This window comes from Marinobacter sp. M5B (assembly GCF_042604615.1).
GTDB lineage: Bacteria > Pseudomonadota > Gammaproteobacteria > Pseudomonadales > Oleiphilaceae > Marinobacter > Marinobacter salarius.
Genome location: NZ_CP156894.1, coordinates 1,014,191 through 1,025,948, shown reverse-complemented (window position 1 = coordinate 1,025,948; position 11,758 = coordinate 1,014,191). Strand labels below are relative to the sequence as shown.

At 58.4% G+C, this 11,758-nt stretch carries 10 protein-coding genes and 1 riboswitch; of the genes, 7 read left to right on the top strand and 3 right to left on the bottom strand.

Going from position 1 to position 11,758, the window contains the following annotated elements; all coding sequences use genetic code 11:
• Window positions 1-208 precede the first annotated feature (208 nt).
• Window positions 209-2,086, bottom strand: coding sequence for a phosphomethylpyrimidine synthase ThiC (gene thiC, locus AAGD24_RS04665; protein WP_085681608.1), 1,878 nt, complete (start codon window positions 2,084-2,086; stop codon window positions 209-211).
• A 74-nt stretch (window positions 2,087-2,160) separates the two neighbouring features.
• A riboswitch (TPP riboswitch) is annotated at window positions 2,161-2,275 on the bottom strand.
• 158 nt (window positions 2,276-2,433) lie between these two features.
• Between thiC and AAGD24_RS04660 the strand changes: the two genes are divergently transcribed.
• On the top strand, window positions 2,434-3,813 hold the full coding sequence (locus AAGD24_RS04660; protein WP_228210936.1) for a TolC family outer membrane protein: 1,380 nt from the start codon (window positions 2,434-2,436) through the stop codon (window positions 3,811-3,813).
• Between the two features lie 61 nt (window positions 3,814-3,874).
• Here AAGD24_RS04660 and waaA read toward each other — a convergent pair whose 3' ends face one another.
• A complete protein-coding gene (gene waaA, locus AAGD24_RS04655) occupies window positions 3,875-5,143 on the bottom strand; it encodes a lipid IV(A) 3-deoxy-D-manno-octulosonic acid transferase (RefSeq protein ID WP_126810596.1) in 1,269 nt (422 codons plus the stop codon).
• Between the two features lie 172 nt (window positions 5,144-5,315).
• Here waaA and lpxL point away from each other — a divergent pair, with 172 nt between their 5' ends.
• From lpxL to AAGD24_RS04635, 4 genes are read left to right on the top strand one after another with little or no spacing between them, the layout of a single operon-like run.
• Entirely contained in the window at window positions 5,316-6,266 is a 951-nt protein-coding gene (gene lpxL / locus AAGD24_RS04650; RefSeq protein ID WP_085681611.1) for an LpxL/LpxP family Kdo(2)-lipid IV(A) lauroyl/palmitoleoyl acyltransferase, read from the top strand.
• A complete protein-coding gene (locus tag AAGD24_RS04645; RefSeq protein ID WP_085681612.1) occupies window positions 6,267-7,214 on the top strand; it encodes a mitochondrial fission ELM1 family protein in 948 nt (315 codons plus the stop codon).
• Window positions 7,211-8,326, top strand: coding sequence for a glycosyltransferase family 4 protein (locus AAGD24_RS04640; protein ID WP_136634094.1), 1,116 nt, complete (start codon window positions 7,211-7,213; stop codon window positions 8,324-8,326). Before AAGD24_RS04645 ends, AAGD24_RS04640 begins: the two co-directional genes overlap by 4 nt.
• A complete protein-coding gene (locus tag AAGD24_RS04635; RefSeq protein ID WP_136634095.1) occupies window positions 8,323-9,381 on the top strand; it encodes a glycosyltransferase in 1,059 nt (352 codons plus the stop codon). Before AAGD24_RS04640 ends, AAGD24_RS04635 begins: the two co-directional genes overlap by 4 nt.
• On the opposite strand, the gene AAGD24_RS04630 is transcribed toward AAGD24_RS04635, so the two are convergent.
• Window positions 9,305-10,015, bottom strand: a complete 711-nt coding sequence (locus tag AAGD24_RS04630) for an SGNH/GDSL hydrolase family protein (RefSeq protein WP_136634096.1) — start codon at window positions 10,013-10,015, stop codon at window positions 9,305-9,307. The two genes, AAGD24_RS04635 and AAGD24_RS04630, sit on opposite strands and share 77 nt — an antisense overlap.
• Window positions 10,016-10,075: 60 nt before the next feature.
• On the opposite strand from AAGD24_RS04630, the gene AAGD24_RS04625 reads away from it, so the two are divergent.
• On the top strand, window positions 10,076-10,744 hold the full coding sequence (locus AAGD24_RS04625) for a YrbL family protein (protein ID WP_136634097.1): 669 nt from the start codon (window positions 10,076-10,078) through the stop codon (window positions 10,742-10,744).
• A gap of 91 nt (window positions 10,745-10,835) precedes the next feature.
• Window positions 10,836-11,744 carry a lysophospholipid acyltransferase family protein gene (locus tag AAGD24_RS04620; RefSeq protein ID WP_379866695.1) on the top strand — a complete coding sequence of 303 codons (909 nt, stop codon included), beginning with the start codon at window positions 10,836-10,838 and terminating at the stop codon, window positions 11,742-11,744.
• Window positions 11,745-11,758: the final 14 nt, after the last annotated feature.

The following is an 11,758-nucleotide window of genomic DNA, read 5'->3' as shown; positions in this document are numbered from 1 at the left end:
CTGCTCCGGGCACTTGTGCGATCCTCAAGGACGGATTATCGGCGCGATTACTGCCAAAGCCAGATTGAGCCAGGGTGGTGGCCCCGTTCAGAAACGTGCGGAGCCAGGGATGGCGGAGCCCGAGACGCACAGGGACGTCTCGAGTCGTTTTCTGAACGGGGCCACCACCCTGGCTCACACTCCAGTCATCGCAGGCTGGGAGCCCAAACTAGACCTTGTCATAAAGCTTGGACCCAGCCTCCACAAACTCCCGGGATTTCTCCTTCATGCCAGCATCCACCGCCGACACCTCGTCGAGGCCATTTTCCTTGGCATACTCCCGAACTTCCTGGGAAATCTGCATGGAACAGAACTTCGGGCCGCACATGGAGCAGAAGTGGGCCACCTTGGCGGAGTCCTTCGGCAGGGTTTCATCGTGGAAGGCACGAGCGGTGTCCGGGTCGAGGCCGAGGTTGAACTGATCTTCCCAGCGGAACTCGAAGCGGGCTTTGGACAGCGCGTTGTCGCGGATCTGGGCACCGGGGTGGCCTTTTGCCAGGTCAGCGGCATGAGCTGCGATTTTGTAGGTGATGATGCCGGTCTTTACATCGTCCTTGTTGGGCAGGCCCAGATGCTCCTTCGGGGTAACGTAGCAAAGCATGGCGCAGCCGTACCAGCCGATCATTGCCGCGCCGATACCGGACGTAATGTGGTCGTAGCCAGGGGCAATGTCCGTGGTCAGTGGCCCGAGTGTGTAAAATGGTGCCTCATCACAGCATTCCAGCTGCTTGTCCATGTTTTCCTTGATCAGCTGCATGGGCACATGGCCCGGCCCTTCGATCATTACCTGAACATCGTGCTTCCAGGCAATCTTGGTGAGCTCACCCAGGGTTTCGAGCTCGCCGAACTGGGCTTCGTCGTTGGCATCGGCAATGGAGCCGGGACGCAGGCCGTCACCGAGACTGAAAGCCACGTCATAGGCTTTCATAATTTCGCAGATGTCTTCGAAGTGCTCGTACAGGAAGCTCTCCTGATGATGGGCCAAACACCACTTGGCCATGATGGAGCCGCCACGGGACACAATGCCAGTGGTACGCTTGGCCGTCATTGGCACGTGATGCAGGCGTACGCCGGCATGGATGGTGAAGTAATCCACGCCCTGCTCTGCCTGTTCGATCAGCGTGTCGCGGAAAATTTCCCAAGTCAGGTCTTCGGCAGCGCCGCCGACTTTTTCCAATGCCTGGTAGATGGGCACGGTGCCGATGGGAACCGGCGAGTTGCGGATGATCCATTCGCGGGTTTCATGGATGTTCTTGCCGGTGGACAGATCCATGATGGTGTCAGAACCCCAACGGGTGCCCCAGGTAAGCTTTTCGACTTCTTCCTCGATGGAAGAGCTGACCGCTGAGTTGCCGATGTTGCCGTTGATCTTCACCAGGAAGTTGCGGCCGATGATCATCGGTTCTGTTTCCGGGTGGTTGATGTTGTTGGGAATAATAGCCCGGCCGCGAGCAACTTCGTCCCGTACAAACTCAGGGGTAATTTCCTGGGGCAGAGACGCTCCGAATGATTGGCCCGGATGCTGGTCTTTCAGGAGCCCCTGCTCCCGGGCTTCCTGCAGCTTCATATTCTCGCGAATGGCGATGAATTCCATTTCCGGCGTGATGATCCCCTGGCGGGCATAGTGCATCTGGCTGACGTTCTTGCCGGGCTTGGCCCTCAGCGGCTTGCGCTCGTCCATAAAACGGAGTGGGTCCAGCAGAGGGTCTTTCATCCGGCGACGCGTGAATTCAGAGGTGTAATCGGATAGCTGCTCTACATCTCCGCGCTCCTCAATCCAGGCGGAACGGATGGGCTTGAGTCCCTTACGCAGATCAATAGTGGCTTCAGGGTCGCTGTACGGACCGGAGGTGTCATAAACGGCGACGGGCGCATTTTTCTCGCCACCCATGTCGGTCGGCGTGTCGCCCACAGTAATTTCCCTCATGGGCACCCGAATATCAGGTCGGCTACCCTGTACGTAGATTTTTCGGGACTGGGGCAGCGGCTTGATGGCTGCAGAATCGACTTTTGCTGAATCGCTGAGATAGGAAGGTATTGTTGTCATAGTGCGTCCCCGGGTTGATTAGGTATACGGGTCGCGCATGACGGGCAGTGATCACAGAACGGTTCTGTGTCGTTGCAGCATATTGTCTCAAATCCCTACGCCGGTATTATCCGGATCAGGTTGCGGGTTCTGCATGGCAATCTCAGCCGGCGGTCAGATGTTCTGACGCCAGCACCCCGTCAAGACGCGAAATCAATGTAATTGACACTTACAATCAGTGCCGACTGCAAGTGTAGAGCTCAGGCCGATTATTGTCCATAATGGCGAGCCTGAAACGCTCAATGGCTATCTGAACATATGTGGCCAGGTATTCCAACACGCCGGGTGATTCACTAACAGGAGACATCATGAAGAAACGACTGCTTTCCGGGCTGATTGGACTGCTCGCAGCCCAGCCTGCACTATCCATGGATCTGGTTGAGACGTACGAGAAAGCACTCTCCTATGATTCCGGCATTGCAACCGCCCGCGCCACGTTTGAAGCTCAGCAAGCAGCAAGCGATGTCAGCCGAAGCAACCTGCTGCCGCAGATCGGTGCCTTTGGTGAAGCCAGCCACACCGACGTGGACGGCCCCAGCCAGGACGCGGCATATAAAACCTACGCCTACGGCGTCGAGCTGACCCAGCCATTGTTCCGAGCCGACACCTGGTTTGATTACGACGCCAGCAAATTCCAGACGGAAGCCGCGCAGGCCGAATACAACCTGGCTCAGCAGCAGCTGATTCTTGACGTCGCCACCGCCTATTTCAATGTCCTCAGGGCGGCAGACACCTTAACCACTGCCCGCGCTACCGAGGCGGCCATTCAGCGCCAATACGAGCAGGCACAGGAACGCTTTGATGTGGGACTGATTGCCATTACCGAAGTGTATGAGGCTCGTGCCAGCTATGACGACAGCAAGAGCCAGCGTATCGCTGCAGAGAGCGACCTGGATATCGCCCGCGAACAACTGGCACGATTGACCGGCGAGTACACTGAAGACCTGAACAACCTGCGCCGGAACTTCCCCCTCGGCCGCCCGGAGCCCATGGACCCTTCAGCCTGGGAAAACACCGCCCTGAGTCAGAACTGGCAGATCCAGTCAGCCCTCTATGACCTGAACACCAGCGAGGCCAACCTGAAGAGCGCGAAAGCCGGTCACCTGCCAACGCTTGACCTGAATGCGTCCTACGGCAACACGGAGATTGATGGGCTGGAGCAGCCAACTCTGACACAGGGCCAGCGCGATGGCACAACGACCGAGGGTCGCATCGCCCTTACCCTCAACGTTCCCCTGTATATGGGCGGCGGAACCCAGGCCGGCGTGCGACAGCAGCGCTCCCAGGTGACGGTGGCAGAGCAGTCGCTAGAGACAGTACGTCGGGATGTCCGGGTAAACACGCGCAGCCTGTTCCGTACCGTGAATACCAACATCGAGTCTGCCTCTGCGCTGGAACAAACCATCATTTCCCGCCGCAGTGCATTGGATGCCACCCGCGCCGGTTACGAAGTGGGTACACGGAACATCGTGGAAGTGCTGGATGCGGAACGGAACTATTACGTGGCATTGCGTGACTTTGCCAATGCCCGTTATGACTACGTGATTAACACCCTGAACCTGAAACAGGCGGCTGGCACCCTCAGCCCTCAGGATCTGGTAGACCTGAACAACTGGCTGAGCGCATCAGCACCGGGGATTGAAGCCATGGCTAACGAGCAGGAAACCATCGACAACCCCTCCCAGTAAACTGATGAAAATCAGGCCGGGGCACCATGCCCCGGCCAATACAAAACACCGGTATCACGCCTTAGACCCGCTCAACTATCCCATCAACCACTTTCTCGAGCGCACCACGGTTGGCATTCACAACCGCCAGCGCGTTGTGACCCGCGTTTTGCGCAGAAGCTCTGTCCGAAAAGAGATGAACAACGCACCGGGCAAGAGACTCCGCTGAATCCGTAATAAACAGACCCTGTCCTGAATCAAGGCGGTCGTAAATGTTTTCGAAATTGAATATGTGCGGCCCGGAAACAACGGGTATTCCCCAAGCGGCTGGCTCCAGCGGGTTGTGGCCGCCACGTTCAATCAGCGAGCCGCCCACAAAGGCCACATCGGAGGCGCCGTAAAGCATTAGCAATTCACCCATGGTGTCACCAAGATACACCTCGCGCCCTACCTTTCCGCCCCCGTCACTTCCTGACTGGGACCGACGGACAAGAGAGAGCCCCATGGCGTCAATGAGCCTGGCCACATCATCAAAACGCTCTGGATGCCGCGGCACAATCATCAGCAATGCGTTCGGGAAATGCTCGAGGATTTGTTGGTGAGCCTCCAATATCTGGCGATCCTCACCGTCGTGGGTACTGGCTGCAATCCAAACCGGACGGTCAGCGCCCAGCGCCGCCCTCAGCCCCGAAGATTCGGCGCGTACTTCGTCCGAGACCTCAACATCAAACTTGATACTGCCGGTCACCGACACCGATTCCGGCGTGGCCCCAATACGCAGGAACCGGCCAGCGTCTTCCTCTGCTTGCGCGGCTATCCAGCTAATACTGCGGAGCAGCGGGCGAACCAGTGACGCCACCCGCTCATATCCCCGCGCGGAACGGCTGGAAAGGCGCGCATTAATGAGGAAAATGGGCACTTGGCGTTGGCGACTAAGAGCAATCATATTGGGCCAAAGCTCAGTTTCCATAATCACAAGCGCCCGGGGCCTTACGCGGCCAACAAACCGGCGCACCGCACCGGGTGTGTCATATGGTGAGAAAGCATAGTGGACCCGGTCACCGAACAAAGCCCTGGCTCGGGCCGAGCCGGTCGGCGTCATCGCGGTCATCAATATGGGGATATCAGGATTACGCCTCAGCAAAGCTTTCACCAGGGGGGCGGCGGCAATGGTTTCACCCACCGATACGGCATGAACCCATATGACCGGCTCATCGAAGGCCTCCACGTACCCCAGGCGCTCCTGCCAGCGCACGAACGCTTCAGGATTGGTACGCCCGATCCACCACAATCGCAGCAACACAAACGGCAGCGCGATGCGGAAAAAAAGGGAGTAGAAAAAATGAAGCATGGTAACTCCGGCCGGGTCGATGCGGCGATCATTCTACATAAAGCGGTGGCCGGCGTCTGCGACCTGGAATTCATGATTTTCCGCAACTTGCGGATATTGCGGCTTTAGCCGGAGATAATGGCCCTGCTAAACTCCGGTTCTTGCCGTTAAAAATCATCAGGGACTGACACGAGTGAAGACCGCTAAACAGAGAACTCGCGACACCCGCTATACCAGCTACCTACATCCGCGCTGGTGGCCAACCTGGATCGGGGTCGCTGCCATGTGGCTGGGTGCCCAATTGCCACTGAAGTTACAATGGTGGCTGGGAAAACGGATTGGTGACATCGCCTATCGCTTTGCCGGCCATCGCAAGCAAATCACCGATGTGAATATTCGCCTGTGCTTTCCAGAGTTATCCGAAACGGAAAAGCAGACACTGGTGAAGGCGTCATTCCGCGCCAACGGCATCGGTGTCATGGAGATTGGGCTGGCCTGGTTCCGCAGTCCCACCAGCTTCATGCCCATTACAGAAGTCCACGGCCTTGAACATGTCGACGCTGCGCTTGCCAGAGGCAAGGGCATCCTGTTGCTGGGCGGTCACTACAGCACCCTTGACTTGGGGGGCGCCCTGGTCACCGAATACATTGAGGCCGACGTGATGCAGCGCGACCATAACAACCCATTGATGAACGCGGTGATGACCCGCGCCAGGGAACGTCGTTATGGGGTGGCACTGGACAGCCGGAACCTGCGCGGCCTGCTCAAACAGCTCAAAAACAACCGTATCGTCTGGTACGCCACAGATCAGGACTACGGCCGCAAAGGCATCGTTTTTGCCCCATTTTTCGGAGTGCCTGCGGGGTCCATCACCGCCACCTCGCGCATAGCCGACCGTAGCGGCTGTGCCGTGGTGCCGTTCAGCCATTTCCGACGGGAACACGCTCCAGGGTACGATATCTACTTCCATCCTCCACTGGAGAACTTTCCTTCCGGAGATGACATGGCGGACGCCACATTGGTAAACAAAACCATCGAAAACGAAATCCGAAAACACCCGGACCAGTACCTCTGGATGCATCGCCGCTTCAAGACCCGTCCTTCCAGGGAAGATCCCAACCTGTACAGCAAGGACGCAAACTGAATGCGCTCCCACACGGGTTCACCCGCCCCGGTTGTCTGGCTACTGACCGATAATAAGCCTGGCCATCACAACCAGCTGAAAGGGTTGGGCAACCGGCTTCGGGTGCTGGCTGGTGCCAGCGTGAGTGAAATTGATGCGACCGAAGCGCCCCCGCCCTTGTGGCGGGCGCTGCTTGGCGTTGCGCCGGCCATGGATAAAGCCCTGGGAAGACCAAACCTGATTATCGCAGCCGGCAGCGGTACTCATCGCCTGTTGTTATCCCTGCGGCGGCTCCGAAAGGTAAAAACCGTGGTTTTAATGAAACCGGGCTTCCCTCTCAGCTGGGTCGATGCGGCCATCATTCCAGAACACGATAAGGTCCCCCCAGCCAGACATGTCCTTGCCACCGAAGGTGTCATAAACGCAATCACGCCCCTGGCCAGAATTACCGACAAACCCGAAGGCCTTGTTCTCGTAGGCGGCCCCTCACCCCATTTCGACTGGGATGACGACGTTATTCTCGGACAGTTATCCCAGCTAATGGGTCGCTACCCGGAATGGCGCTGGACGATCAGCGGCTCTCGCCGTACGCCCGAAAACCTGTTGATGCAACTGAACGACCTGGCAGGCCCGAAGGTCACGGTCGTGGATTCCAAGCGAACGCACGCCAGCTGGCTTCCCCACCAACTCGCCGCCTCCCGCGCGGTGTGGGTCACACCAGACAGCGCCTCCATGGCCTGCGAAGCTGCCACCTCCGGCGTGCCTACGGGTCTGTTTGAGCTCGCGCCCAAGAATAACAGCCGGGTCGCCCGGGGCATGGCCAGCCTGGTAGAGAAAGGGTACGTTGCGCACTGGAGTGACCATGCCTCGGTTATGGCTGGAAAATTGCGCGGATCGCAGGAGCTTTGGGAGGCTGATAGGGCCGCAAGGTGGCTGATTGAACACTTTTTAAGGGGAGGCAAACGTTGAGGATTCTGCAGGCGTTACCCGCGCTATACAGTGGCGGGGTGGAACGAGGCACCGTGGAGTTCGCCGCCGACCTGGTGAAACGTGGGCACGAGTCCTATGTGGTTTCGAAAGGCGGCCCCATGGCGGAGCAGCTTCGTGGGCAAGGCTCGGAACACATTTTCATGCCAATACACCGGAAGAACCCGGCGTCATTCGGACAAATCCTGCCCATGCGCAAGCTGCTTCTGGAGCTGAAACCGGACATCATACATGTCCGCTCCCGTATGCCCGCCTGGATCATCTTCCTGGCTCTGAAGACCATTCCAGCCAACCAGCGCCCGGCCGTCGTCTCAACCTTTCACGGCATGTATTCCGTGACCCCCTACAGCGCCATCATGACCCGGGCTGATCACATCATCGCCGTGTCCGGTTGTGTTCGGGATTATGTGCTGAACAAATACCCGGTGCCGGAAGAAAAACTGACCGTCATCCAACGGGGCGTGGACGTGAGTGCTTTTCGACAACGGGAGCTCAGCCCACAATGGCTGGACCGCTGGTTCCGGCAGTACCCACAATTGGCCCAGAAAAAGATCATCATGATGCCCGGGCGCATTTCCCGCTGGAAAGGCCAACTGGACTTCCTGGCCATGATGGCGCAGCTGGTGCAAAAACGACCGGACTGCCACGGCATCATTGTCGGCGGCGCTGAACCTGGCAAGGAGCAGTTTCTGGAGGAGCTGGAAAAGGAACGTGCCCGCCTGAACCTGACCGACAAGGTGAGTTTCCTCGGCCAGCGCAACGATATGACCACCCTCTACCTTCTGGCGGACGTGGTCTGCCACATGTCCACGAAACCAGAACCTTTCGGTCGCACCGTTACCGAAGCCCTGGCCTCCGGCACACCGGTGGCCGCCTTTGACCGAGGTGGCGCAGCCGAAACACTGCGCGCTTGTTTCTCCGACGGATTGGTACCGCCAGACAATATAGAAGCGTTTGCCCAGACCGCGCTCGCCCTCCTCGACAATCCCCGACCTGAGATAGAGATACCGTGGCGATTCCAACTGGAAGCACAGACCGAAACTACGCTGAAGGTCTATGAGAACCTTCTTGCGCGGAGGCCTGCGCACCAATGAATGCGCAAGGCCCGCTGACAATCGCGCTGATCATCGCCACACCCGGCACAGGCTGGGGCGGTATGGAAACGCACACAGCCGACCTCGCGAACGCCCTCTCGACAAGAGGCCACACCGTTCACGTTCTGGCACACAGCCACTACAGCGAACGCTTCGCCTCGCCGGTTTGTTTCCATCCACTGCCCGTGCAGCTCGGCCGACGCAACCCCTGGCTGCACTACCGCCTGCGGCGACAGCTTCGCTCCATCCACCCGGATATCGTTCATGCCCAGGGCAACAAGGCCGCTAACCTGGTCAGTTCAGTCCGTCATCTGAACAGTGCAACAGTGGGTACGCTTCATGGCACCAAGCGCTCCCATAAGGGATTTGAGCGGCTAGATGGCGTGATTGGTGTCAGCCGTGATATTACCGACACCATTGCCCACGCCAATGCTCGGCTGATCCACAATGGCTTACCGCCTGTGGACACCTCCGGCGAAGAAAAGATGGAGGCCCCGACCTTCGAAATTCCTGCAGATCGCCCTCTCCTGTTAGCCGCAGGCCGTCTGGAACCAGTCAAACAGTTCGACCGGCTGATTCGCGCCTGGGCCAGGGCCGACTGCGGTGGCAGTCTGGTTATCCTGGGTGATGGTAGCCAGCGTGCTCAACTAGGTACCCTGATTCAGGAGCTGGACGTCTCAGACCACGTACTGCTTCCAGGCCATGAGCTCCATATGAAGCCCTGGCTCCAGGCCGCCACCGCCTGCATCATCAGCTCCAGCCGCGAAGGTTTTCCTTATATCATGGTGGAAGCGCTGATGGCGGGTTGCCCGGTACTGTCAACGCCAGTCAGCGGAGTGGGGGAATTCCTGCCTGAACAGAGTATTGCCGCGTCTGACCGCGTTGAGGATATCGCCACACTGGTTCGCACCAATCTCCGCAACCCGATGGTTATGAGGGATTCCCAAAACAGCAGTTTCCTGTGGGCCCGGGAGCAACTCAGCCTTGAGGCGATGGTATCGAAGACGGAGGCTTTCTATCGGGACCTGTTGACCAGTATGTCGACAGCGCACTAATCACCGTATCCGCCAGGAGTCGATGCCCTGTTTCGGTAAGGTGAGTTCCATCTGCCATCAAGGACTCGGCTTTCTGCTGCCATAATGGGCGGTAGGCATCAGCAAGAAACGCATTTGGCTCACGTTCGGCTAACTCTCGCAGGCCCTCATTGTAGCGCTCAATGCGCGGGTTCCGGGGTTCGTCGAGGTTCGGCGGCGTGGACACCAACGCGAACAGGGTGTCGGGGGCCGAGCGCAACACACGCTCAATATTGCCCAGATACTCGTCCAGCGGCACCTGCTCCACCGCGCCCCAACGATCCTGCAGGTGGAGACGCCGGGCCCATTTCTTCAGCTTTTTGACGAGCTTCCGGGCAAGCTTCCTGCGGGGGCTGTCCGGGTAATAAAGCACGTAGGGCGCACCACGAAAGGTGAGCCAGGAATCAACGAGCCCATACTGAATAAACACCAATTGATAATTCCTGGGCGGGAAGGCCTCAGCATACTGAAGCAGCTCACGGGTTGTGCTCATGGTATGACCACAATTGGTGAGCGAAAGGCCCAATTGCTTCGCAACGATCTGCGGCCAGACCGGTTCATGATAGTCTTTCAGGCCCTCGGTATTACAATCACCGTAGGCAATACAACCGTTCATAACGTGGCTTCCCGAGGCTTCCGTTGCACAAGGCAATAAAACGAGATTCGGATACGATCCATGATTGACCTGTCAGGCATTGAGCCATTCGCCTCTGGCTACAACCGACACTGCTACCGGCATCCGGATGATCCGGCATTGTGTCTCAAAGTACTGCGGCCTGAAAACATCGAAGTGCGTTTCCAGCGCCAGTCCTGGCCAAAGAAAATGCTCGGCAGAGCGAGGATTGATGACAACCGCCAGGAACTCCGGGCGCATCAACAGCAAGCCATCCGGGCGCTGATCAACGATGGCCACGACGAACTGGTCTGGGCGCACCTGCCGCAATTTCATGGCGCGGTGGAAACCTCGCTCGGCCTGGCAAACATGAGTGAGCTCCTCTTCGATGACCACGGCCTACCGGGCGAAACGCTCGAACACTACCTGAAACACCGGGGGTTTGATCAACCGATTCGGGACGCTGCAGACCGCTTCTGCAACTGGTTACTCGAAACCGGAATCCTCACCCGGAACCTGCTGCCCCACAACTTGGTGATCGCCGACAGGGGCGGACAACCGGAGCTGTTTCTGGTTGACGGGCTCGGCGCCCCCACCATCCCCGACAAATTGGCCACCCTCTCCGCTTGGCGAAAGCGATACATTAGCCGCCGTATCCGGCGCTTTTACCTGAGAATTGGCTGGGAAACCGGCGACCGAAGCACCAGCTGGGAAGCCTCACAGAGGCTGTAATGGCCAGCGGTGACATTCATCAACCTTGCCGCCCACGCCGGATGGTGGTAGCTTCCGCTCATCCTGTTTCCTGTTGATAGTCCTCTGGATTATGGCGTTTTCCAAAGCAACGTTTCTGATTATCGCTCTCCGGCTTGCCGGTAAACTCCCCCTGCGTGGCGCCCAGCTTATCGGGCGCTTCCTTGGCATGATCAGCTGGATGTCCAGATCCCAGTACCGTAAGGTTACCGACATCAACCTGAAAATCTGCCTGCCGGAGCTGACGGACGACCAGCATGATCGAATGGTGCGCTCCAGCCTGCGGCACACCGGCCAGACCATGATGGAAATCCCCCTGATGTGGGAGTGGCCAGTGGAACGCTGCCTGGGCCTGATCCGCGAGATCGAAGGCGAAGAACTGCTCGCAGAGGCAAAAAAGGACGGCCGGGGGCTGTTGCTGCTGGCACCGCATCTCGGCAACTGGGAGCTCACCGGGCTTTACTTTTCCTCACGGTACCGCATGGCAGCCCTCTACAGCCCGCCCCATATCCGGGAATTCGAGGATTACATGATCCAGGTTCGCGGGCGCATGGGCTCGGAGCTGGTTCGAGGTGACCGTCGCGGGCTGGCAAGACTGATCACCCTGCTGCGGGAAGGTGAGGTCGCCGGTATCCTCCCGGACCAGAGTCCAAGGGGCAAAGGCAACGCGTATGCCCCCTTCTTCGGCATGGAAGTGCGCACCATGACCCTGGTCTCGAAGTTGTTGCAGAAGTCCGGCGCCAAACCCCTGGTCACCTACTCCGAACGCCTGAAAGACGGCGAAGGTTTCCGGCTGGTGATTCGCGAGTGCGAGCCTGGCATTGCCGACCCGGACCCGGTGACCGCCACAACTGCCCTGAACAAATCCATTGAAGATGTGGTACGGGAAGTGCCGGAACAATACCAGTGGGAATACAAACGCTTTCGCCATCGACCACCCGGCCTCCCCCACCCTTACCGGCCCGGTAGAGTGTGTAAGTAATTCCCCCCTCACAC

Excerpts from the sequence above, each read along its gene's own strand:
- AAGD24_RS04660 (WP_228210936.1), top strand. The coding sequence starts at position 2,434 with ATGAAGAAACGACTGCTTTCCGGGCTGATTGGACTGCTCGCAGCCCAG.
- AAGD24_RS04620 (WP_379866695.1), top strand. The coding sequence starts at position 10,836 with ATGGCGTTTTCCAAAGCAACGTTTCTGATTATCGCTCTCCGGCTTGCC.
- AAGD24_RS04635 (WP_136634095.1), top strand. The coding sequence starts at position 8,323 with ATGAATGCGCAAGGCCCGCTGACAATCGCGCTGATCATCGCCACACCC.
- AAGD24_RS04630 (WP_136634096.1), bottom strand. The coding sequence starts at position 10,015 with ATGAACGGTTGTATTGCCTACGGTGATTGTAATACCGAGGGCCTGAAA.
- AAGD24_RS04625 (WP_136634097.1), top strand. The coding sequence starts at position 10,076 with ATGATTGACCTGTCAGGCATTGAGCCATTCGCCTCTGGCTACAACCGA.
- AAGD24_RS04645 (WP_085681612.1), top strand. The coding sequence starts at position 6,267 with ATGCGCTCCCACACGGGTTCACCCGCCCCGGTTGTCTGGCTACTGACC.
- waaA (WP_126810596.1), bottom strand. The coding sequence starts at position 5,143 with ATGCTTCATTTTTTCTACTCCCTTTTTTTCCGCATCGCGCTGCCGTTT.
- thiC (WP_085681608.1), bottom strand. The coding sequence starts at position 2,086 with ATGACAACAATACCTTCCTATCTCAGCGATTCAGCAAAAGTCGATTCT.